Annotated in this window: 19 protein-coding genes, 1 tRNA gene and 1 other RNA gene; 3 read left to right on the forward strand and 18 right to left on the reverse strand. The window is 31.6% G+C overall.

All coding sequences use genetic code 11. The features are described from left to right. Positions 1 to 51: 51 nt before the first annotated feature. The 15 genes from ACQY63_RS03450 to ACQY63_RS03520 form a co-directional block, all read right to left on the reverse strand. Positions 52 to 1,413 carry a SpoIID/LytB domain-containing protein gene (locus tag ACQY63_RS03450; protein ID WP_428244727.1) on the reverse strand — a complete coding sequence of 454 codons (1,362 nt, stop codon included), beginning with the start codon at positions 1,411 to 1,413 and terminating at the stop codon, positions 52 to 54. A 237-nt stretch (positions 1,414 to 1,650) separates the two neighbouring features. Beyond that, positions 1,651 to 1,831: non-coding RNA, 6S RNA (gene ssrS, locus ACQY63_RS03455), on the reverse strand. A gap of 61 nt (positions 1,832 to 1,892) precedes the next feature. Next, the gene (locus ACQY63_RS03460; RefSeq protein WP_022166322.1) at positions 1,893 to 2,552 is read right to left on the reverse strand and encodes a transferase; all 660 of its coding nucleotides are present in this window, start codon (positions 2,550 to 2,552) and stop codon (positions 1,893 to 1,895) included. 496 nt (positions 2,553 to 3,048) lie between these two features. Beyond that, positions 3,049 to 4,869 carry a glutamine--fructose-6-phosphate transaminase (isomerizing) gene (gene glmS, locus ACQY63_RS03465; protein WP_022166321.1) on the reverse strand — a complete coding sequence of 607 codons (1,821 nt, stop codon included), beginning with the start codon at positions 4,867 to 4,869 and terminating at the stop codon, positions 3,049 to 3,051. Beyond that, positions 4,869 to 7,004, reverse strand: a complete 2,136-nt coding sequence (locus tag ACQY63_RS03470; protein ID WP_428244728.1) for a DNA topoisomerase — start codon at positions 7,002 to 7,004, stop codon at positions 4,869 to 4,871. Before ACQY63_RS03470 ends, glmS begins: the two co-directional genes overlap by 1 nt. A 20-nt stretch (positions 7,005 to 7,024) precedes the next feature. Continuing rightward, positions 7,025 to 7,600 carry a 5'-deoxynucleotidase gene (gene yfbR / locus ACQY63_RS03475; RefSeq protein ID WP_022166319.1) on the reverse strand — a complete coding sequence of 192 codons (576 nt, stop codon included), beginning with the start codon at positions 7,598 to 7,600 and terminating at the stop codon, positions 7,025 to 7,027. 184 nt (positions 7,601 to 7,784) lie between these two features. Next, complete coding sequence (thrC, locus tag ACQY63_RS03480; protein WP_412334677.1) at positions 7,785 to 9,275, reverse strand: threonine synthase; 1,491 nt, start codon at positions 9,273 to 9,275, stop codon at positions 7,785 to 7,787. Between the two features lie 16 nt (positions 9,276 to 9,291). Next, complete coding sequence (leuD, locus tag ACQY63_RS03485; RefSeq protein WP_022166317.1) at positions 9,292 to 9,777, reverse strand: 3-isopropylmalate dehydratase small subunit; 486 nt, start codon at positions 9,775 to 9,777, stop codon at positions 9,292 to 9,294. A 10-nt stretch (positions 9,778 to 9,787) separates the two neighbouring features. Then, positions 9,788 to 11,053 carry a 3-isopropylmalate dehydratase large subunit gene (gene leuC / locus ACQY63_RS03490; RefSeq protein WP_022166316.1) on the reverse strand — a complete coding sequence of 422 codons (1,266 nt, stop codon included), beginning with the start codon at positions 11,051 to 11,053 and terminating at the stop codon, positions 9,788 to 9,790. Positions 11,054 to 11,269: 216 nt separating this feature from the next. Continuing rightward, a complete protein-coding gene (locus tag ACQY63_RS03495; RefSeq protein ID WP_428244729.1) occupies positions 11,270 to 12,310 on the reverse strand; it encodes a leucine-rich repeat protein in 1,041 nt (346 codons plus the stop codon). A 43-nt stretch (positions 12,311 to 12,353) separates the two neighbouring features. Beyond that, positions 12,354 to 13,622, reverse strand: coding sequence for a leucine-rich repeat protein (locus ACQY63_RS03500; RefSeq protein ID WP_428244730.1), 1,269 nt, complete (start codon positions 13,620 to 13,622; stop codon positions 12,354 to 12,356). Between the two features lie 205 nt (positions 13,623 to 13,827). Continuing rightward, complete coding sequence (locus ACQY63_RS03505) at positions 13,828 to 15,321, reverse strand: discoidin domain-containing protein (protein WP_428244731.1); 1,494 nt, start codon at positions 15,319 to 15,321, stop codon at positions 13,828 to 13,830. A 304-nt stretch (positions 15,322 to 15,625) separates the two neighbouring features. After that, on the reverse strand, positions 15,626 to 16,636 hold the full coding sequence (locus ACQY63_RS03510; protein ID WP_428244732.1) for a leucine-rich repeat domain-containing protein: 1,011 nt from the start codon (positions 16,634 to 16,636) through the stop codon (positions 15,626 to 15,628). Between the two features lie 980 nt (positions 16,637 to 17,616). Beyond that, positions 17,617 to 17,907, reverse strand: coding sequence for a hypothetical protein (locus tag ACQY63_RS03515; RefSeq protein ID WP_022164939.1), 291 nt, complete (start codon positions 17,905 to 17,907; stop codon positions 17,617 to 17,619). Continuing rightward, positions 17,870 to 18,364, reverse strand: coding sequence for a hypothetical protein (locus tag ACQY63_RS03520; protein WP_022164938.1), 495 nt, complete (start codon positions 18,362 to 18,364; stop codon positions 17,870 to 17,872). The genes ACQY63_RS03515 and ACQY63_RS03520 overlap by 38 nt, the downstream gene beginning before the upstream one ends. A gap of 306 nt (positions 18,365 to 18,670) precedes the next feature. Here ACQY63_RS03520 and ACQY63_RS03525 point away from each other — a divergent pair. Both ACQY63_RS03525 and ACQY63_RS03530 read left to right on the forward strand, forming a co-directional pair. Next, positions 18,671 to 18,759, forward strand: a tRNA-Ser gene (locus ACQY63_RS03525). Positions 18,760 to 18,871: 112 nt separating this feature from the next. Further along, positions 18,872 to 19,774: a TIGR01212 family radical SAM protein gene (locus ACQY63_RS03530; protein WP_428244733.1), complete on the forward strand. Its 903-nt coding sequence runs from the start codon at positions 18,872 to 18,874 to the stop codon at positions 19,772 to 19,774. Between the two features lie 10 nt (positions 19,775 to 19,784). Here ACQY63_RS03530 and ACQY63_RS03535 read toward each other — a convergent pair whose 3' ends face one another. Beyond that, positions 19,785 to 20,813, reverse strand: coding sequence for an anti-sigma-I factor RsgI family protein (locus tag ACQY63_RS03535; protein WP_022164936.1), 1,029 nt, complete (start codon positions 20,811 to 20,813; stop codon positions 19,785 to 19,787). Positions 20,814 to 20,826: 13 nt separating this feature from the next. Continuing rightward, on the reverse strand, positions 20,827 to 21,396 hold the full coding sequence (locus tag ACQY63_RS03540; protein WP_022164935.1) for an RNA polymerase sigma factor: 570 nt from the start codon (positions 21,394 to 21,396) through the stop codon (positions 20,827 to 20,829). A gap of 267 nt (positions 21,397 to 21,663) precedes the next feature. On the opposite strand from ACQY63_RS03540, the gene ACQY63_RS03545 reads away from it, so the two are divergent. Further along, entirely contained in the window at positions 21,664 to 22,992 is a 1,329-nt protein-coding gene (locus ACQY63_RS03545; protein WP_022164934.1) for an MATE family efflux transporter, read from the forward strand. Between the two features lie 100 nt (positions 22,993 to 23,092). On the opposite strand, the gene ACQY63_RS03550 is transcribed toward ACQY63_RS03545, so the two are convergent. Then, entirely contained in the window at positions 23,093 to 23,317 is a 225-nt protein-coding gene (locus ACQY63_RS03550) for a hypothetical protein (protein ID WP_290987170.1), read from the reverse strand. Positions 23,318 to 23,402: the final 85 nt, after the last annotated feature.

Consider the following 23,402-nt stretch of genomic DNA (forward strand, 5'->3'; position numbering starts at 1 on the left):
TTTATTAAAAAAATTCTATATACTTTTATATGGAAAACCAAATATGGCAGATTATTTAGAAAGTTCTATCTTATGATAGAACTTTTTTAAAATGTAATCGTATGTGCGTCCATCCTTAGCCATTTCAATGGCAGCATTTTGACTCATGCCACTACCATGACCAAATCCACCACCCCAAATTATGTAATTATTTCCGGCTTTTTCTATATAAATAAACGCACTTGGTAGCATTGATATATTATTAACTTCACTTCCACCATTTAATTTTATTTTCATACCATAATGATATATATTTTTTCTAATATCACTTTGTCCTTTTATAATTATTTTTCCTTTGTTTCCATTAACTAAAATTTGTGATGCTATACCTCCAGTTCCTCTTTCTAAAATTTCAATCTTTTCTATTTTTCCCAGATTCTTTCTATATGTGGCACTAATAGTCTGACTAATTTCATTTGAAGTCAAAATAGTTTTCCACCTGTAAAATGGATATTTGTCTTCATACGATTTTATATTTTTTGTTATTATTTTTTTGAAGTTTTTTTCTTCAATAATATCTGTTTTATTTTTTGTAATATTCGTTCCTTGAAGGTATAGCTTTTTTTCTTTGCCCCATATCCTATAATCTGTAGTATAGCCACATGAAGTTGAAAAATAGTATGCGTTAATCAGTTCATTTTCATAAGTCATAACAATACCATTGGTTGCCTTAGCTGCTTTTTTTGTTTTATTATTTTCGCCAATTCGGTTATATACCTGATAAGATGTACTGTCATCTGCTATCGCATTATATTTTTTGTATTTTGACTTTGAGCATTTGAGTATATAGGTTCTGGCACAAACAGCCTGCGCTTTTAAAGCCTCCATAGGAGCTTCTCCACCTATTTCACTTGATACAACTTTTGAAATATAATCATCTACTGCTACCCGATTAACTATTACCATCCCTTTAGAAGTCTTATATATGTAAAAAGTTCCTGAATACACTGGGGAATTATGCTCAACATTATGGTTGGCCCACTCAATGTTATTAGAATAAATTTTTAGTACATTGTTCTTTTTGAACATGTAACTTTCTGTTGTAATTTCTATCTTTCTTTTATTTGTTTTGTTACTGTATTTTTTTCCATAGTAAACATTTAATGATTTTCCTTTTAATATAATTTTTTTCTGATAAATATTAGTATCAAAATTATTTGTAAGTAATATGTTTACGTACTTTCTTTTATATGTATTTAGATTAACTTTTCCTTTTGTTTCCTGTATTTTGGTAGTTTTTTCCAAGTTTTGATTTTTAGGAGTATCACTGTTAAATGCAGCATCAATTTTCATTACAGTTTCCTGACATTCATAGTTTAGAAAACATAAACTTACTACTAAAAATATAAGTATTGGTATTATAATTTTTTTCATTCTATACTCCCTTATATAATAAAATTAGTTACTATCCTAAAAGAATTTCTATTACAAAATAAGAATATCGCTGGCGACATTATACGCACCAAGTGCGTGTTGCCACGCAACTATTTTCTTTTCGCACCAGTGAGCATCCATAGTGGAACGTTTTATATAATAGAAATTTCCAAATAATTTCTATTATATAAAAAATTAAGCGTAGCATACATGGTATACTACGCTTTCTATTCTTTAGTAATACCCGAAATGCCGTCCTGTGTTTTGAGTCCTAGCAAACGCCAGGTGGGCAACCGCATCTAAAGTTACTGCCTTCCACTCACAAGGAGGCTTGACATCCCTTTAGAGATATAGGAATCCCTTTAATCAAACTGTAGGTTCAAAATTAACAGGTTTCAAACCAACATCTCAGGTAAGATTATTATAGTCTACTGAAAACAATTTTGCAATAATTTTTATTTTACAAAATATAGTTTTTTCTAATTTTTTTCTACTATTTCATCTTTATTTTTAAATATATGATTTTCAGGAATTACACCTCTTACACTTGACAATGGATAAATATTACAATGTCTGCCAATTACAGTTCCCGGATTTAAAACAGAGTTACAACCTACTTCAACGTAATCGCCAAGCATTGCCCCAAACTTCTTTAAACCGGTTTCAATTTGTTCGTCTTTTCCTTTGACAACAACTAATGTTTTATCAGATTTTACATTTGATGTAATTGAACCTGCTCCCATATGTGAATGTGTTCCTAAAATACTGTCTCCAACATAGTTATAATGCGGAACCTGTACTGTATTAAATAAAACAACATTCTTTAATTCTGTTGAATTACCTACAACGCAGTTTTTTCCAACAATTGCTTTTCCTCTAATAAAAGCTCCCGGTCTTACCTCTGTATCTGCATCAATAATTAATGGACCGTTTAATGTAGCAGTTTTTGCTACTGTTACTGATTTGTGAATCCAAATATTTTCTTCAGGATGGTCGAATTCATCCTGTGGAAGTGTTGGGCCTAATTTTAAAATAAACTGCTCGATGTCACCAAGAACCTCCCATGGATATGTTTTGTTTATAAATAAATCTGATGCGATTGTTTCGTTTAAATCGTACATGTCTTTTATTGTGTACATATTGTCTCCTTTCTTTCCATTAATATTAAGCGATTGTTATCGCTTAATATTTTGCAAATCTGTTTACATTAAGTGATTATTATGTCTATGAATTTACTTACATTAAGCGATTAGCGTTAATCACTTAATAGATGTTTAAATCTACTTACATTAAGCGATTAGTGTTAATCGCTTAACAGATGTTTAAATCTACTTACATTAAGCGATTAGTGTTAATCGCTTAACAGATGTTTAAATCTACTTACATTAAGCGATTAGTGTTAATCGCTTAACAGATGTTTAAATCTACTTACATTAAGCGATTAGTGTTAATCGCTTAACAGATGTTTAAATCTACTTACATTAAGCGATTGTTATTGAAAAGAATTGTATTCACAATTCTTTTTCAATAACCACGCGCGCATGCGCGCTGTAAAAACAAAAATGAAATAGCATTTGCAAGTAAACTTGCAAATGCTCTTCCATTTTGTTTTTGTATCGCTTAATGTGTTCGCGATTATTCTACAGTTACTGATTTTGCAAGGTTTCTTGGTTTATCTACATTTAAGCCTTTTAATACTGTTGTATAGTATGCAATTAACTGAAGTGGTATTACAGTTACTAATGGCATTAGAATATCTTCTAAAGCAGGTACTTCTATAACCTCATCCATAACACCTTCACTAAATTCTGTTCCTTCTTTTGTTACTGTAATAGTGAAAGCATCTCTTGATTTTACTTCTACAATATTACTTACCATTTTTTCAAGTAATTCACTCTGTGTTGCAACACTAATTACAGGCATCTGATCAGTTACTAATGAGATAGTACCATGTTTTAATTCTCCTGCAGCATAACTTTCTGAATGAATATATGAAATTTCTTTTAATTTAAGTGAACCCTCCATACTTAATATATAATCAAGTCCACGACCGATATATAATAAGCTTGTTGATGTTACTAACTTACTTGCAACATACTGACATCTGTCAGCACACTTCATTGTTTCTTCGATTACATCAGGTATATCTGATAATTCCTTTGTAAGTCTCATGCATTCTTCCTTGTCAATGCATCCCTTTGCATAAGCCATTTCAAATGCTAACAAATACATTACTGCCATCTGCACTGAAAATGCCTTTGTCGATGCAACTGAAATTTCAGGACCTGCATGTGTGTAAAGAACCATGTCTGCTTCTCTTGCAATTGAAGAGCCTTTTACATTAACAATAGCTAATACTTTTGCACCTCTTTCTTTTGCTAATTTTAAGGCTGCCTTTGTATCTGCTGTTTCACCTGACTGTGAAATTACAATTACTAAATCTTCAGGTGTTACGATTGGATCTCTATATCTGAATTCTGATGCAATATCAACAGTTACTTCTGTTCTTGCTAATTTCTCAATAACATATTTTCCAACCATACCTGCATGGCTTGCTGTACCACATGCAACTACAAATACTTTTCTGTAATTCTTTAACATTTCATCTGTTAAACCACATTCTGACAAATCAGGCATTCCATTAACAATTCTTGGTGCAATTGTAGTCTTAACTGCAGTTGGCTGTTCGTGGATTTCTTTTAACATAAAATGTTCATATCCACCTTTTTCAGCAGCATCCATATCTAAATCTGAAACTTTTACTTCTTTTACAATTTCCTGTTTGTGTATATCACAGAATTCAACTCTGTCTGCCTTAATTGTTGCAATTTCATTCTCTTCAAGAAGATAATACTTTCTTGTGTACTGTAAAATTGCAGGCACATCAGATGCTATAAAGTTTTCTTCATCACCAACACCAATAATTAATGGGCTGTCTTTTCTAACTGCAAATATTTTATCAGGAAAATCCTTAAATAAAATTCCTAAAGCATAAGCTCCTCTTATGTCATTTAAAGTCTTAATAATTGCATCTATAGGATCACCTTCATAATAGTAATCTAATAATTTTGCAACTGTTTCTGTGTCTGTTTCACTAATAAATGAATATCCCTTTCCAATAAGGAATTTCTTAATATCCTTGTAGTTTTCAATAATACCATTGTGTACAATAGATACTCTCTTACTTCCATGTGGATGTGAATTAATATCTGATGGTTCACCATGTGTAGCCCATCTTGTATGACCAATTCCACAATGTCCATCAGGCTTATGGTCTTCTTCTATTTTTTTTCTAAGATTAGCTAACTCACCTTTTGATTTTTCTACTGTTATATTTCCATTTTCAAATACAGCAATTCCTGCTGAATCATATCCTCTATATTCTAATTTTGATAATGAATTCAAAAGTACCTCTGTACAATCTCTTTCACCAATATATCCAACTATTCCGCACATTATTTTTTCCTCCTATAAAATTGCGCCACATAGTTATAATAACTAACCATTTGACCTGCGTTATTAAGGTTAATTACATTCTTGAATCTTCCCTTAATAAAGCTGTCTAATTTATCCATATACTCATCTGCCGTTATCTTTCCTTCTGCAACCTGAGTTAAACCTAATTCCCAACTTGCTGTCAGTTCCGGATTAAGTAATGACTTAATTGAGCCATGAACAACGCCAAATATCATTTCACCTAATTGAGTAGGTGTTATAACCTGTGTTTTTTTGTTTAATGCAATATATTTAATATTCGTCAGTTTCTTAATAATTTCAGCTCTTGTTGCACTTGTGCCAATTCCTGAACCTTTTATCTGTGCTCTTAAATCTTCATCTTCAATTAACTGGCCTGCATTTTCCATAGCCAAAATTAAAGAACCTGATGTATATCGCTTAGGTGGTGTTGTTTCACCTTCCTTAATATTGCATTGTGTAATTGGTATTTTGTCACCTTTTTTCATATTATACAACAAATTAAAGAATTCTTCATCAAGATTTTTTCCTTGATTTTCACTAGCTTCATTTTCGTTGTTTTCACTATCTTTTTCTTTATTATCTTTTGATTTTGCTTCGGCTTTCTTTTTTTCTTTTGGAACACCTACAATTTCAAAGTATCCTTTTTGTACAAGTATCTTGAAATTAGATGAAAACTGCTCTGTTGTAGTAGTTTCATCTGTATATGTTCCAGGCATTATGCCTATTAATGTAGCCTTCTTGTAAATTGCCGGTGGATAAAAAATACTTAAAAATCTTCTTACAATAACCATATAAACTTTTTGATTTATGCCTTTTTGTTTAGCTAAACCGTTCAATCCCTGACCTGTAGGAATTATGGCATAATGGTCTGTAATCTTTTTATCATCAACATATTTTGTTTTCTCCAAACCTTTGTAAGAGCCTGCCTGCAATATTTTTTTTGCAAAACCACTACAAGGACCATAATTTTGTAAACCACTTATGTTTTTTGAAATTTCCTTACTAACAGCCGTTGATAAAACTCTTGCATCTGTTCTTGGATATGTAACAAGTTTAGCCTCATATAGCTGCTGAACAACATTTAAAGTTTCATCAGGGCTAATCTTAAACATTTTTGAACAATCGTTTTGTAATTCAGCAAGATTATATAATAACGGAGCCTGCTTTTTTTCATCCTTCATTGTAATTGACTTAATTGTCATTTCAAGAGGATATGGTGGCTTTACATTAAGTTCATTAGCCAAATCACTGTTTTCAAGCTCCATTGGGCCATATTTTTCTAAAGCCTCAATTAACGCCACTGCCGTAGTTTTTTCTTTAAATCCATTTTCTTTGTAAAGTAATGGCGATTCGAAAAACTTTGAACCTTTAACAGCTTTCCATTCTGTATCTATTATTCTGCCTGCAATGTCAGTTTGTGCCATAACTCTGTAAAAAGGAGTTTTCTCAAACCCTCTTATTTCACGTTCCCTGTTACAAATCATCCCTAACACACAAGTCATTACTCTACCAACATTTATGGATTTCCAACCGTCTTTTAAATAATTTTGAATTGAATTTCCATATTTTAATGTAAGTAATCTGGAAAAATTAATTCCCATTAAATAATCTTCTTTTGCTCTTAAATATGCTGCATCTGAGAGATTGTCGTATTCCTTTAAGTCTTTTGCCTCTCTTATACCACGTAGAATTTCTTCCTCAGTCTGGGAATCAATCCAAACTCTCTTCTCTGACTTATCTTTTACCCCTGCTTCCTGTGCAACTAATCTGTAGATATATTCTCCCTCTCGTCCCGAGTCGGTACAAACATAAATCGTCTCAACATCATCACGATTAAGAATTGTTTTGACTATTTCAAACTGTTTCTTTACAGATGGGATAACTTCATATTTCCACTCTATTGGAATAAAGGGCAAATCTCTTAAATTCCATTTTTTATATTTTTCATCATAGACTTCCGGATAGCTCATTGTCACCAAATGACCTACGCACCAGGTGACTATTGCATTATCGCTTTCCATATAGCCATCTTTTCTTGTTGTATTTAATTTTAATGCTTTTGCAAATTCGGCGGCAACACTTGGTTTTTCCGCAATGAATACTGCTTTTTTCATTATTTCTCCTATTTCATTAACTACTTATTAATCTCATCTAAAGTCATTACATACGCCGGAAGAAATTCTTCAATAAAAACATCTATCTCTTCCATTTGCATATCTTCTAAGGCTTTTCTTATTGTATCTTCTGCCTTAGCAAAATCTGTATTGCCGGTATTTTTTTCTTCTATACATTTAATATATGCTGATAGCTTGTCAGCCGCCTTAACATATTTCCACTCGATAGAATCATCTTCGATTAATATATCCTCATATGCTTCCTGCATATCTTCGGGTAATTCCTTTAGAAGTTGATTTGCTGCTATGTTTTCTACTTTCTTGTATGCATCCCTAATTTCAGGTGCATAATATTTTATTGGAGTAGGTAAATCACCTGTTATAATTTCTGTGGTATCATGCATTATTCCCATCATGGCTATATGTTCAGCATTTAAATTTCTGCCAAAGCGCTTATTTCCAATAACTGCAAGCCCATGAGCAATGATAGCAACCTGTAAACTGTGCTCTGCAATATTTTCATTTAAATTATTGCGCATTAATCCCCAACGGTTAATGTATTTCATTCTTGATAACATACCAAAAAAATTATTCATTTTAATCTCCTCTATACACGAAATAACAGTTTTATAATTATAGCAAATTTACCTTGTTTTTACTACCCCAATTAAAATTTACCCATTCTCTTTGTTACGAAAAAATAAGAACATATTAAAGCAAATACAACATTCACCTTAACATGCTCTTATTTCTATTAGCATATCCCAGTATACTATAAAATTAAATATTTAAAAATTTCTTAACTATAGCTTCCATTCCATCAACTTCAACTAAGTTGTTGTGACGAACTTCTGCGTTTCTGATTTCTTCAATTGCATTTGGAATCTTAACGTTTGCAATCTTGCTTAATTCATCGATTAATTCAAAATCATCAAGCTTATCGTATTCAGGATTAATAGCATCCATAACGCTTCTTGCGAACTTAAATGGACTTGCTGTTGAAGCAATAACAGTTACCGCATCATCATTTGTTTCTGCAACATATTTCTTATATGTACTTGCAGCTACAGCTGTATGTGTATCCATTACATAACCTGTTTTTTCGTACGTGTCCTTAATTACCTTTGCAGTTTCTTCTTCTGTAGCGTAATTGCCGTAGAAGTCATCAAGTTCTGCTTTCATTTCATCAGTGATTGTATATTTACCTTTTGTAGCAAGATCATTCATTAATTCACTGTTCTTTTCTGAACTGTTTCCTGCAATTTTGTAAATTAATCTTTCAAGATTACTTGAAATTAAAATATCCATTGAAGGTGATGATGTAAGAATGAAATCTCTGTTCTTGTCATATTCACCTGTCTTAAAGAAATCAAATAATACTTTATTTTCATTTGAAGCACAAATTAATTTAGCAATTGGAAGTCCCATGTTCTTTGCATAGTATGCTGCTAAAATATTACCAAAGTTTCCTGTAGGGACAACTACATTCATCTTCTGATCTTTTGCAAGCTTACCTTCTGCATATAATTTTGCATAAGCGTATACATAGTAAGCAACCTGTGGTACGAGACGACCAATGTTAATTGAGTTAGCTGATGAGAACTGGAAGCCTTTTTCATCCATTTCTTTAGCTAATTCTTTATTTCCGAAAATTGCCTTTACACCACTTTGAGCCTGGTCAAAGTTTCCTTCAATTGCAACAACGTATGTGTTATTACCTTTCTGTGTAACCATCTGCTTTTCCTGTACCTTACTTACACCACCATGAGGATAGAAAACAATAATTCTTGTTCCTTCTACATCAGCAAAACCTGCCATGGCAGCCTTTCCTGTATCACCTGATGTTGCTGTTAAGATAACAATTTCATTTTTTACATTGTTCTTCTTAGCTGAAGTTGTAAGTAAATGTGGCAAAATTGATAATGCCATATCCTTAAAAGCAATTGTCTTTCCATGGAATAACTCAAGATAATATGCGCCATCTACTTCTGCTAAAGGTGCAATTTCTTCTGTGTCAAACTTTGAATCATAGGCTTTTGTAATACAATTCTTTAATTCTTCTTCTGTAAAATCAGTAAAGAATAACTTCATTACTTCATAAGCAACCTGCTGATATGTCATCTTTGATAACTCATCAATTGTTGCTTCAAGTTTTGGGATTTCTGTTGGTACAAATAATCCTCCATCATCCGCTAATCCCTTTAAAATTGCTTCAGATGCTTTTAATGTTTCTCCTGTACCTCTTGTGCTCTTATAAAGTATCTCTTTCATAGTCTCTCCTCATTTTTTATTTATTATTAATATAGTTAATTAGTCCGCCATTTGAAATAATTTTCTGCATAAATTCAGGGAAAGCCTGACCTTGATATTCTTCATCCTTTGTTTTGTTATAAATCTTACCACTATCAAAATCTACTTCAATTTCATTTCCTTCTTCTATGTTCTTTGCTGCCTCAGGGCATTCAATAATAGGTAAACCAATATTAATTGCGTTACGATAAAAAATTCTTGCAAATGTTTCTGCAATTACACAACTAACACCTGCCGCCTTAATAGCTATTGGTGCATGTTCTCTTGATGAGCCACAACCAAAGTTCTTATCAGCAACAATAATATCACCTTCACTTACTTTATTTACAAATTCCTTGTCAATATCTTCCATGCAATGTTTTGCTAATTCTGCCGGATCAGGTACATTTAGGTATCTAGCCGGTATAATAACGTCTGTATCTACATTGCTTCCAAATTTGAATACTCTTCCTTCTGCCTTCATATTATACCTCCTATAATCCTAATTCTTCAGGGCCTGAAATCTTACCTGTAACAGCACTTGCTGCAGCAACAGCAGGGCTTGCAAGATAAACTTCTGATTCAGGATCACCCATACGACCTACGAAGTTTCTGTTTGTAGTTGCTATTGCTCTTTCGCCTTTTGCAAGTATACCCATGTGTCCTCCTAAACATGGACCACATGTTGGTGTACTTACTGCACAACCTGCTTTAATGAATATTGAAGCAAGACCTTCTTCTATACACTGTAAATAAACAGCCTGTGTAGCAGGGAAAATAATACATCTTACTCCCTTTTTAACTTCTCTTCCATCAAGAATCTTTGCAGCTATTCTCATGTCTTCGATTCTACCATTTGTACATGAGCCAATAACAACCTGATCAATTTTAACATCACCAACATTGTCAATTGTTTTTGTATTTTCAGGAAGATGTGGAAATGCAACTGTTGGCTTTAACTGACTTAAGTCAATTGTATATTCCTCGTCATATACTGCATCTTCATCAGGCGTATATTCTGTAAATTCTTTTGTTGAATGTTCTTTCATGTATTCTCTTGTTAAATCATCAACTACAAAAATACCATTCTTTCCACCTGCTTCGATAGCCATGTTTGTCATGGCAAATCTGTCATCCATTGAAAGGTATTTAACACCATCGCCCATAAATTCCATTGAACGATAAAGAGCACCGTCAACACCAATCATTCCTATAATATGTAAAATTACATCCTTACCACTAACCCACTTTGCAGGCTTTCCTGTAAGATTAAATTTGATAGCTGATGGTACTTTAAACCATGCCTGACCTGTAGCCATACCTGCTGCCATATCTGTGCTACCAACACCTGTTGAAAATGCTCCAAGTGCACCGTAAGTACATGTATGTGAATCAGCTCCAATTACAACATCACCTGCAACTACTAATCCTTTTTCCGGAAGTAGGGCATGTTCAATACCAACTCTACCTGTTTCAAAATAATTTGTAATTTCGTTTTCTTCAGCGAAATCTTTTACGCATTTGTAAAGTTCTGCTGACTTAATATCTTTGTTTGGTGTAAAGTGATCTGGTACTAAAGCGATCTTGTCTTTGCAAAATACACAATCCACATCCATCTTTTCCATTTCCTTAATAGCAACCGGTGCAGTTACATCGTTACCTAAAACTAAATCAAGATTAGCTTCAATTAACTGTCCTGCCACAACACTATCAAGTCCTGCATGTTTAGCAAGAATTTTTTGAGTCATAGTCATTCCCATAACTTGTTCCTCCTTCTATGTAATGAGACAAATTTAATCTTATCATTTGATAAATATTCATTTATTTACAATCCTTATTATTTTAGACGAAAACTCCCCTATAGTCAATGCTGTAAAATTAAGCAGTATGAAAAAAATAAGTCTGTTGTAATGTTTTTCATTGCAACAGACTTACTACAACACCTTGTCATCTTCTCATATGATTACTCTTTCCTATCACTTTGTCATAACCATTTTTTTACTCCATTTACCATAAATCTTTTTCTTATTTTTTGATACTTTGTATGGTCTGACTGTTACATAAGCAGGTTTTCCCTGTATTTTATTATCCTTTTCGTCAAACCAACCATAAGAAAATTTTGTTTTATATTTCTTTTTTATTTTTTTCGGAGCTTTAATTTTTACATCATTATTTTTAGTATAATAATTATATGTATTTTTTCCTCTTGCTACTCTTATTTGATATCCATTCACTTTTGATATTTTGCAAAAAGAAATATGCATCTTGTCTTTTTTTAAATACGCATTATCTAAAACTGTGCTAAAATTTCTAACATTATTTTTTTCATACTGGATTACGTTACAATAATCAAATGCTGTAGGATCCAAATTAACACTATTAATAAATTTAACCTTTTTTATAAGCGAATTTTCAAAAGCTTTTTTCCCAATTTTTTTCAATTTTTTGTTCACTGTCAATTTAAATTTAGATGTCCGACATGTATCTGAAAAAGCATATTCTCCAATGTTTTCTACATTTTTGCCTAACACAACTTCACCTACGTAAGCATTTGCAAATGCCCATGGGGAAATTGTTTTTACGCTATCAGGTATAACAACTTTGTTTGTATAAACCCCCTTTGGCATATAATAATACAAAGTTTTTTCATCAGCAGACAGAAGACATCCATCAACTACTTTACACTGCCTGTTATTTTTTCCGATTACTATTGTAAAAATACTATCTTCAGCTCCATGCCAATTTGCCAATGATCTGCCAAGTTCATCTGCCTTTCCACCAAGTTCAATTACTTCCGGTGGAAATTCACCAAAAAATCCTGTAGGAACCCCTTTCATATCTCCTTTCACAATGCATCTTGTAAACCATTCATTTTCTTTATCGTATATGAATTCTACACATTTTTCAAAAGAACTATTTGCAGCCTTTTCTTTAGCTTTTACTGTTACATTATCTATATTAGAAAAAAATACGCCAACTATTAGAAATAATACTATTAAATTTTTTCCTTTCTTCAACTTTTATCCTCCTACTATTATATAATATTCTTTATTTTTAAAATTACTTTGTTAATATCATTTTGCTGCTCCATGCGCCAAAAACCTTTTTCCCATTTTTTAATGTTTTAAATGGGCGAACGGTTACATAAGCAAGTTCTTCACTTAAAGTATACATCGACTGATCTATTTTATAACTATACTCAATATCATATATTCCAAGTAAATTTTTAGGTTCATTTAAACTTATTTTATTATTATCTATAATATATTTTCGTGATTTTTTTCCCTTGCTTATTTTAACCTGATACTTTTTGATTTTAGGCAAATTACAAAAAGTAATATTAATCTTTTTCCCTATTTTAGCTTTTGTCATTGTTGTTCTAAATTTTATGCCGCTATTTTTAAAATTAATTTTCACTGACGTATCAAATGCTTTCGGTCCCATTTTAACATTACTCTTAAATGTTATCTTTTTTATTTTTGTGTTTGCAAATGCCATTTTTCCGACACTCTTTAATTTATTATTTACTCTCAGTTTACTAATACTACATTTATTAAAAGCATAATCTCCTATAACTTTTACATTCTTTCCTAACACAACTTCCTTAATATTTTTTTTATAAAATGCTGCTGATTCAATTTTTTCAACTGTATCAGGTATCACAATTTTGTCCTTATCTGTAGTACAATAATATAAATCTTTTCCATCTGCTGACATTAAACAACCATTTAACTCTTTTGTCTTTACATTGTTCTCTGATAATGTAATATCTATATTTTTCCTATAAACTTTTGCTAACGCGTATCCCAATGTTTTTGCACTTCCACCAATTTGTATTGATTTTACTGTTTCCCCTAATGCACCATATCCATAATCTTTCATATCACCCTCAATGACTATTTCTTTTGCTCTCCGTATTGCACCCGATTCAACTTTTTCCACACTTTTAGGAATAGTAAATTTTCCTATTATTTGAAAAAATGCTCTACTATTAATAATTTTCAAAGTGTCAGGCATATCTACAGATTTAAGACTATGTCTGCAAAACCAACCTTCTCCTATTGATGTAATTCCTTTTTCTATAACAACCTTTTCTGCAGATCCTTCAAGAATTAATCCATTCCACATTTTTCCACTTCCCGTAATAAATACTGTCTTTTTGTTGTCATCATACAAATAATTCGCATTATCACCACAACGTCCCTCTAATATTTGTTGCGAAGGACTAACAATTGTTGCACTATTTACTTGTGGTAACACCTTAACCGTACTAAATATTGTTGTTGACATAGTAGCTATAAGACTAGCAATAACTTTCCATTTCTTCATTTCTTCCTCCTTTTTCTGTAACCAATCCTCTAAGAGAATTGACTATTTTATTTTGTTCACACATATTATACGAAGTTTTTTTTTCAAATATTGCACGAAGTTATTTTTTTTCCAAAAAAAAATACATCCTTCTTTGCATGCGCTACAAAGGATGTATTTTAATTTAATTATTTGTTTTGATTTCTTTTAATAAAGTTTGATTCTTCTACTGCGCATATACTTCAAATTCCCATATAGAATATCCATAGCCCATTACACGCTTAATTCCCTGGAATTTTACATATCTTGCATTTACAGCCTTAAATTCAGCAGTATCCTCACCACCATTTTGTTTTCTCATTTCCTTTACGGTAGTCCAATTATTTCCATCTGTTGATACCTGAATGTTATAATCTTTACCATAAGCATTTTCCCATGTAAGAACAACTTTATTAATATTGTAATTCTTTCCAAGGTCTACATACATCCATTCATCATCAGCGAACTTGGAACTCCAACGTGTATTATCATTTCCATCTACCGCATATTTTGATGACACGTTGTCACCCTCTTTGCTTGAACTGTATGCTTCCTTATTTTCTGCAAGGTTCTTTCCTGTAATATCTTCTGATGGTGTATCTGATCCACCATTTACAGAAAATACTTCCATACTGTACAGTGAATAACCATATCCTGTTCCACGTTTGATTCCCTGGATTTTTACATATCTTGCGGATACCGGTGTAAAACTTATAGTATCATCACTGCCATCCTGGTCTCTCATTTCCTTAACGGTTGTCCAGTTGTTTCCATCTGTTGATACCATAACGTCATAATCTTTTCCGTATTCTGTCTGCCACTGTACTTTTACACGTCCAATTGTGTGCTTATCCTTCAAATCAACAGTAAGTGCCTGATTGCTTGAATCCTTCACAGAATCCTGTGACTGTGACAACCAGTAAGATTCATAATCACCATCTACTGCATTTGAGCCATCTAAAGCTTTTGATGCCCACCATGGTTGAGCATATGAAGTCACCTTAACTTCTTTGTTCAATGCAATATTTGCTGCATCTGAAACAGGCTGAACACAATTTTCGTCTCCAATTCCGTATACTTCAATTTCTCTGATTGATGCACCCCAGCCTGACTTTTTGTCATCTGAGTATGACTGAGACTTACTGTAGTTGATTAACACTCTAACGTAACGTCCTGTAGACTGTGTCAGTTTTTTGTCTGCTGAACCTGTACTAAGTACATCTTCATAATAACTGTAATCAACTGCCGTACCTTCTTTGTTCATTGCATTTTTCTTATCCCCATCATTACCTGTTGTAGTTTCGTAAACTTTTTTCCAGTTTATTTCATCATCTGATACTAAAACCTGATAAGCAACACCGTAGCTGGCATCATTTTGCCAGTCGATAACAACTTTGCTTATATCAGCTTTTCCTCCCAGGTCAACATCAAGCCACTGATCTGCTTTGTTTGCAGCAGCTCCCCACTGTGTTGAATACTTGCCATCTGTAGCAAAACTTGCTACATCTCCACCGTTTGCAGAAGATGAATATGCTGGTCTGTTTGTTGATAACAACCACCACTTACTTCTGTCTACAGCATATGTATTAGTTTGCTGCAAGTTCATTGTTCCTATAACCATTGCCACACTAAGTACAGCGGCTACTGTCTTTTTTAGCATTTTTGAATGCAATCGTCTCATATTACTTTCCCTCCTTTTTTGAGTGAAGTAACACAATAACGTTTCCCTTTCCTGTACTTTAAGTTTAGAAAATGAAAATGTTTTTCACAATTTTATTAATGTTTTTATTATTTTTTTGAACTTTTACTAGTTTTTGTGGATGACAAAAAGTTTTTTCCTAAAAAGGAGGATTCCAGTTTATATACATAAAATTTATTAGAAAAAATATAAATCTTCTAACATTGATGTTTATATAGTAACTATATCAACAGGAGCTGTAAGTCCATTTCATAAACTTACAGCTCCATCACTTGTAATAGAATATCTATTTTTTTACTTTAAATTTTATAGTTTTTAATATACAATCCCCTCCTTCACCATTTATATAATCATGAAGTCGCTTACATACTACTATTTTTAGTTGTTTCCCTTGATATTGCTTCAAATCCAATCCATTCAATTTGAACTTTCCTTTTTGATTTGCTTTAACTTCCTTTATTTTTTCTCCTTTTAACGTCATCAACTTTACCTTTGTATTCTTCTCTGTCATTCCTTTAATACTTTTAGTTGATGCTGTTATTTTGTTTTTATTTTTTATTTCTAATTTCTTTTTTGTCTTTTGCAAAATTGCTTCATCATCTATCCACCAATTTGGCACATTAGATGGAAGTTTCTTTTTCAGCTCTTTTTTACTAAGTTTATTTCCGGCAAAACTTGAGAATTCTAAATTGAATTTTTTCAGTTTCTTCATAGATGGTAATTGTGTTAATTTATTATTAGACACATCAACATCCTCTAATTTTTTCAAATTTTGAATTCCTGATAAATTTTTCAATTTATTATCAGCAAAATACATTCCTTTTAAGTTCTTTAATTTTTCAATACCTTTTACATTGGTTATTTTTGTTTTTTTAATAGTTATATACTCAATTTTTCCAAGTTTTTTAATTTGTTTTAAATTTTTCAAATTGCCTTTGTAAATTTCAAGATTTGTTATTTGTCTTAGCATTCCCAGACCATTCCAATCTTTTACTTTTACATTTTTCATGGTAAATTTCTGTAATTTTGATAACTGTGCCAGATTATTAACCGCTTCTAATTTTCCATTTCTAATTGTTAAGAATTCTAAATTTTTACATTTTTCAATTCCTTTTAAGTTTTTTAATCCACATATAGGTATTTCTAAACTGAACAATTTTTTGCATTTTTCAATTCCCTTTAAGCTTTTTATTTTTCTATTTTCATTTTTTTCTATAAAATAATCTCCAATAGAATATACGTTTTCCAGGTCTTTTTCTGTTATCTTCTGATTACTATTTTTTCCTGTTTCAAACAATATTGCCTGATATAAAGCTTTATCAGGTATTCCTGTCTTGTCATTCTTTATTACTTTGGCACTAACCAACTTTGTGGGCATTACTCCCACAGCAATTAACATAAAAACTATTATCATAGATTTTATAAAAATTCCCAACTTCGATTTTAAATTTATACTCATAATCTTGTCCTTTCTATTCAAATATAAAGCAATATATATTTTCAAATGCAATTGTTAATTATAAACTATTACACGACAAATTTAATCAATATTTGCAGTTGTCACATCTTTTGATATATACCAGCCGTTATCTTGAACATATTTAGTCAAACGTTTTTTTAAAAATAATTGACTATTGCTTGTATAGGTTTGATCTTCTAATGCATATATTATCTCTGCTGCATTCCCAATATTATTTGATCCTAAACAGGCTATACTATAGTCTATTGCAGCTTTTGCAACTACCCAACGTCCTTTTACAACTGTCTGATCATCTGCTCCTGGTATTTGAATCTAATCATAACTTGTCTAACTGCACATTACATTTCGTAGTTTTTTATTTTGCCCCAATATGCTATTGATATATTGGTTGCAATAACAATAACCACAATTTGTTTATCTTTCGTTCTTTCCCATTTTTTCATATAAATAAATATGTTTATTTTTAAGGCCTTTTAAATTAATTATAAATAAACATAACTTATAAATATCGTTCTTGAATATCAATCCATCTTCCCACCCATTCACTATTGTCATCTTATGCGAAAAATGTCTTGTTATATAAAAAAATCCAACCATCACATCGAACTTCAGATAATCTGATTCATTAATTAATGTAATGTCTGGATTTTATAATTCTGTCCCTAATTAATATCTTTCATAATGTCTTTCATAATCTTTTTCGCTCATTTATTCTCTTAAATAGAGAATATCATTATATTGCTATATTGTCAATAAATCTATTATTTGCAGATTCTAATTATTTGCAAATCTATCAATTATGTTTTTATTTGTTGTAGATAAACTATTGTAATAATTGAATCTAATTTTATCTGCTTTGCAATATAAGACACTGAACATGAGTCGCTATATCTTGCACCTTCACTTCCATATATTGTTTCAACTGAACCATCCTGATAATGTATCTGTGCATAAGCTGTAGCAATAAACTCTCTTGTATAATTGCTCTTGTCTATATTGACTACTGCGGCTGCATAATTTCCTATTTGATTATTTAGCCAGCCTGAATTTTTAACATCTATAAACTTGTACTTGCTGTCTATAGTCATCTAATTTTTTTCCTGCATCTGCTATTGTGATTTTGTCAAATGTTCCACCCTTCATTATCTCGCCTGTCTGTGAGTTTCCATTTTCATCACCATTTATATACAAATGTTTTACATATCCTGCATTTATAACTACATGAGCTAAATCTTCATTGTATTCTGTATAAACCAAATCGTATGTACCATCATTTATGTGTAAATAACCAGTGTCATGTGTTTCTGAATAATAATTCTGATTCATAAATACATTGCCATATGTTCCACCGTTAATTGTAACTTTATATTCACCACCAATAAACATATCCTTTGCTGTCTGTTCATCCAGGTCACCATATGCATTGTCATTTACAGTACAGTTGTTTAATGTTACTGTGCCTTTTCCATTTTGGAATGTAACGCCACCTGTATATGTGCCTATACAATCATAATTGTTCCCCCTCTTTGCAGATAAATAACACAAAACCTACGCCCTTTCTATGTGCTTTAAGTTTAGAAAATGAAAATGTTTTTCACAATATTTTCACATTTTTTATTTGGTTTTCCCTATTTTTTTGTTATTTTGTACATCTTATTAAGATATGAATCGTTTTCAACTTTTTGTTTTTTGTATATAGTTTATTCTTTTTACCTTTTTTGTTGTTTTTCATTTTTTATTTATTTTTCACTATTTCCATAAAACCCACAAAAATACTTTTATGATTTTTGATTGTCTTGAAAATATATTCTAAATATGATATAAAATCTAATGGTATTAAAATACTTTTTAGGAGGAGTACCCAAGTGGCTGAAGGGTCTGGCTTCGAACACCAGTAGGTCGTTAATAGCGGCGCAAGGGTTCAAATCCCTTCTCCTCCGTTTAAGGGATTTCAATTTTGAAATCCCTTTATTTATGTAATAAGAAATTTCTCAAGAAGTTCTATTATAAAAAATATTCCATTAGGGATATGTTCTACAGGAAAGGAAAAATATGAGATACAATTCTTTAAATAATTATTTGAGAAATAAATTTGGCTGTAAAGTATATAAATTAAGCATTTCTTCAGGGCTTTCCTGTCCCAATCGTGATGGCAAATTAAGCACTAAAGGCTGTATTTTTTGTAGTAACGGTGGTTCAGGAGACTTTGCAACTTCTGCTGCTCTTTCCGTTACGGAGCAAATTGAACAGGCAAAAGAAAAAGTATCAAAAAAAATTACTAACGGAAAATACATTGCATATTTTCAATCTTTTACAAATACTTATGGGGATGTGGATTATCTGAAAAAAATATTTACAGAAGCCATTAATCATCCTGATATTGTAGCATTATCCATAGGCACAAGACCTGACTGTCTGCCTAATGATGTTCTTGATTTGTTAAACAGATTAAATCAGATTAAGCCCGTATGGGTAGAACTTGGACTACAAACTATTCACGAAAAAACAGCCCGTTATATAAATAGAGGCTATACTTTGGATGTTTTTGATCAGGCTGTAGCAAATTTAAACAAATTAAACATAGATGTTATTGTCCATTTAATACTTGGACTTCCAAATGAAACAAATGACATGATTTTAGAAAGTGTAAAATATGTCTGTTCTAAACCAATTTCAGGTATTAAGTTACAACTTCTTCATGTATTAAAAAATACCCCTTTAGAAAAGGAGTATTTCTTAAATCAATTTCATATTTATTCACTTGAAGAATACGCTTCACTTCTTGGTGAATGTATTTGTAATATTCCATCTGATATTGTTATTCACAGACTAACAGGTGATGGTCCTAAGTCACTACTCATTGAACCTCAATGGAGCGGCAACAAGAAATTAGTTCTTAACTATATTAATAAATATTTTAATGATATGGATATTATCCAAGGTAAATACCTTTAACAGAAAGCACTTAGTTTGTTTCTTCAGTAGCAACCTGAATGCTTTCTATTTGTATTTGAGTTTCTGTAGGAGTGGAATCTGTTGTCTTCTCTACTACTGTTTCCTGTGTTTCCATTTCTGTTGTTTCTTCTGTCATTGAAACACTTTCCTGAACATCTGAAACAGATTCAGCTTCACCGCCATTAGTTACCGGTTCTGTATTAAAATCTTCATCCGCAATTTCAACTGTATCAATTACAATATTTTTGTTGTGTTCAGCCTTATCAACTAAAGTGCTGATTTTACTTTGACATAATGTACTGATTTTTTCATTATCTTCTTTTGAAATTTCAATACAAAGGTTAGCTTTTCCAAGAGAAACATCATTCTTTCTTGCAACCTTTTTTATTTTCTTAGTAACTTTAACGTTTTGGTATACTGCCTTACACTTTAACTTACGAATCTTAATTGCTTCGTTTGTTTCTGTTTTAATTTGTGCAAGTTTTTCGCTATCAAGTTTCTTTGCTTCCTCTTTGTTGTCTGATGGCTTATTTATCGCTGAAACAAGCATTACATTCTTCTTATTTTTCTTTAAATAACCTTCTTTTCGAAGATTCTTTACAACAAGATTAATTGCTTTTTCATATCCGTCATTATCCTGCATTTCACTTAACGTGTAGTTGGCAATCGCTTTTCCTTCTTTGTTGCCACCTTTAATCTTCTTAACACTTCCATCGTCATTTACATCAATTGTGATGCTTGGATTTACATCAATTACAATTGAAAATGCCAACTGTTTTTGATTTCCACCAAAATTAAATAATGGTTGCATAATCATAATTAATGCCACGAAACATGCTGCTACTAATGTTGCTATAGCAGGTACTTTAAAATAATGAATAACATTACTTTTCTCTTTAAATAAAGGTCTGTCTTTTCCAAATAATTCCTTTTCACTCTTTATAGGTTCAATTGGAGTATCTAATATCTTTTGTAACATATCTGGAGCCATCTCTTCCAGTTCCTTATTAAGTTTTTCTCTAATATCTTTTTCCTGCATAATGACCTCCTTTCTAATAATCCACAAGACAATTCTTCAATTTCTTAAGCGACCGGTTATATTTCGATAACACCGTCGATAAAGATAAACCTACGAGTTCTGCAATCTCTCTATGCTTCAAGCCATCAATCATATGTAAGGTAACAATGGTTCGCTCCTCTTCTCCCAAAATGTTAAATATATGTTCTATTAACATTTTGTCTTCTACATTTTTCATTTGCGGGCTTTGTTTTTCCATGCCCTCTGAAACATAGTTTTCAACTTCGTCGTAATCTACACTGTTATTCTTTTTATTTTTTCTAACAAAATCTAAATATTGATTTTTTGCTATGGCACACATCCAAGTCATTGGTGTACCCTGTTTTTTATATAAGTGACTACCATTTCTAATTCTTATATATGTATTTTGAAGCAAATCCTCCGCGTCCTCTTTATTCCTTGTTAGTGATAAGAGAAAACCAAACAATTCCTTGTAACTGGAATAATACAATTCTGTGAATGCCTGGTCATCGCCTTTTGAAATAGCTTCAAACCAATCTTCGTTTATGGCATCATTACCATACTGCTTTTTATTTTCATCCATACTTCCATTCCTACCTTTTTTGTTTTCCTATACAATAGTACAATTTAAAGTTTATTAAGTCAAACATATATTAAACGTAGAAATTTGATGTAATCTTTTGATTTACCTGTAATTTCATTGTTTTCGAAAACAAACTGAGGGCTTTTCATACCCTTTTCTTTTTTGTTGTTCAATTGTTATACGAAGGCTATTTCTTTTTTATTGCATTAAATTTAATTTTTTATTATAATTTTTTGAGACTTGATTTTTATGTATTGGAGAAAAGAAATGGAACAGACTTTTATGAAAACAAAACCAATTTTTCCGTTGGTTTTATCCATGGCATTACCAATGACAATCTCAATGCTGGTAAATGCCTTATATAATATTGTAGACAGTTATTTTGTTGCGCAAATAAGTGAAGATGCAATGACTGCCCTGTCGTTAGTTTACCCAATCCAAAACATTGTAACAGCTGTTACTGTAGGATTTGGAATAGGTATTAACGTCCTTGTTGCTTTTTACTTAGGGGCAAAAAATCAAAAAGTAGCAAACAACGCAACTACTTTAGGATTATTATGCAATATTTTTCATGGAATACTATTAACAATTATTTGTATTTCCACAATTAAATTGTATCTTGGACTATTTACTGATAATGCAAATGTAATTTCCAATGGCTTAACATATTCTTATATTGTTTTTGCTTTTTCAATTCCAATAGCAATTTCCATTAGTTTTGAAAAAATATTTCAGGCTGTGGGTCAAATGAAGGTTTCCATGATATGCATGATTTTAGGCTGTGTTACCAATATAATTCTTGACCCTATATTAATTTTTGGCTTAGGTATTTTTCCAAAACTTGGTATTAAAGGTGCGGCAATTGCCACTGTAATCGGACAGGTAGCAACTTTACTTGGGTATATTCTTTTTTATATATTTAGACCAATCCCTGTTAAAGTTACGGTGAAAGATTTAAAATTTAATAAGAATTTAGTTAAAAAGCTATACTCAATAGGTTTTCCTGCTACTTTAAACATGGCTTTACCTTCATTACAGGTATCAGTTTTAAACAGTATTCTCTCTGTTTATTCAGAAGGCTATGTGCTAGTGCTTGGTGCCTACTATAAATTACAGACGTTTTTGTATTTAACTGCAAATGGAGTTGTGCAGGGCATGAGACCGTTAATTTCATATAATTACGGTGCCGAAGAATATACAAGAGTTAAGAAAATATTCAAAACTGCTCTTTCAATTATATTGACAGTAATGGCACTTGGAACAGTTCTTTGTTTATTAATTCCAGAAAAATTAATTGGTTTGTTTACTGCTAATCCCGATACAATTTCAATTGGACTTACTGCCTTAAGAATAATTAGTATTGGCTTTATTATTTCCTCTGTATCAATTACTGTATCAGGAAGTCTTGAAGCTTTGGGTAAGGGATTTTCTTCTTTGATAATCTCAATGTTACGATATATTTTCGTAATGCTTGGCTTTGCTTTTATTTTGAATCTGTTGATAGGTTCAACCGGTGTATGGCACAGTTTTTGGATTACTGAGTTTATAACTGCATTTGTAACATTTATTTTATACAAGAAACAAATAAACTGCTAAAAAGATTATAAAAAATAAACCAGCCTTCATTTTGCCAAATTATGTTATAACTATTGAAGGCTGGCTTATTTTGTTTTAGTCATTTTTTGTTCTAATTAATCTAGTCCTCTGGTTCGATTTCCGTAGGTATATCAATACATTCAGGATTCTTCACTGTTCCCTTTGCCCATGCACTACCCACATCACATCTTCCATGATGATGAACTTCCTTTATCTCACCATCAGCAAAAGCATCTGTAGCTGTTACGTTAATTCTGCTTGTTCCTGCTTCCACCTTACCATCTAACATTTTCATAAGGTTTTCTATATCTTTTTCACTTGCCATAATCATTTCTCCTTTCAGTCGGCGGCATTTCGTCGAAAAAATTCCTAGAAAATGAACTTCGTTCATTTTGTTTTCTCCTATTATA

It is taken from the genome of Eubacterium sp. Marseille-QA0814 (genome assembly GCF_965119675.1).
In the GTDB taxonomy this organism is placed as follows: domain Bacteria; phylum Bacillota; class Clostridia; order Lachnospirales; family Lachnospiraceae; genus Eubacterium_G.

Bases quoted from the DNA above. Each gene is read 5' to 3' on its own strand.
- leuC (WP_022166316.1), bottom strand. From the start codon at position 11,053: ATGGGAATGACTATGACTCAAAAAATTCTTGCTAAACATGCAGGACTT.
- yfbR (WP_022166319.1), bottom strand. From the start codon at position 7,600: ATGAATAATTTTTTTGGTATGTTATCAAGAATGAAATACATTAACCGT.
- ACQY63_RS03450 (WP_428244727.1), bottom strand. From the start codon at position 1,413: ATGAAAAAAATTATAATACCAATACTTATATTTTTAGTAGTAAGTTTA.
- ACQY63_RS03550 (WP_290987170.1), bottom strand. From the start codon at position 23,317: ATGGCAAGTGAAAAAGATATAGAAAACCTTATGAAAATGTTAGATGGT.
- ACQY63_RS03470 (WP_428244728.1), bottom strand. From the start codon at position 7,004: ATGAAAAAAGCAGTATTCATTGCGGAAAAACCAAGTGTTGCCGCCGAA.
- ACQY63_RS03545 (WP_022164934.1), top strand. From the start codon at position 21,664: ATGGAACAGACTTTTATGAAAACAAAACCAATTTTTCCGTTGGTTTTA.
- ACQY63_RS03530 (WP_428244733.1), top strand. From the start codon at position 18,872: ATGAGATACAATTCTTTAAATAATTATTTGAGAAATAAATTTGGCTGT.
- leuD (WP_022166317.1), bottom strand. From the start codon at position 9,777: ATGAAGGCAGAAGGAAGAGTATTCAAATTTGGAAGCAATGTAGATACA.
- glmS (WP_022166321.1), bottom strand. From the start codon at position 4,869: ATGTGCGGAATAGTTGGATATATTGGTGAAAGAGATTGTACAGAGGTA.
- ACQY63_RS03535 (WP_022164936.1), bottom strand. From the start codon at position 20,813: ATGCAGGAAAAAGATATTAGAGAAAAACTTAATAAGGAACTGGAAGAG.
- ACQY63_RS03515 (WP_022164939.1), bottom strand. From the start codon at position 17,907: ATGACTATAGACAGCAAGTACAAGTTTATAGATGTTAAAAATTCAGGC.
- ACQY63_RS03500 (WP_428244730.1), bottom strand. From the start codon at position 13,622: ATGAAGAAATGGAAAGTTATTGCTAGTCTTATAGCTACTATGTCAACA.
- ACQY63_RS03460 (WP_022166322.1), bottom strand. From the start codon at position 2,552: ATGTACACAATAAAAGACATGTACGATTTAAACGAAACAATCGCATCA.
- ACQY63_RS03540 (WP_022164935.1), bottom strand. From the start codon at position 21,396: ATGGATGAAAATAAAAAGCAGTATGGTAATGATGCCATAAACGAAGAT.
- thrC (WP_412334677.1), bottom strand. From the start codon at position 9,275: ATGAAAGAGATACTTTATAAGAGCACAAGAGGTACAGGAGAAACATTA.
- ACQY63_RS03505 (WP_428244731.1), bottom strand. From the start codon at position 15,321: ATGAGACGATTGCATTCAAAAATGCTAAAAAAGACAGTAGCCGCTGTA.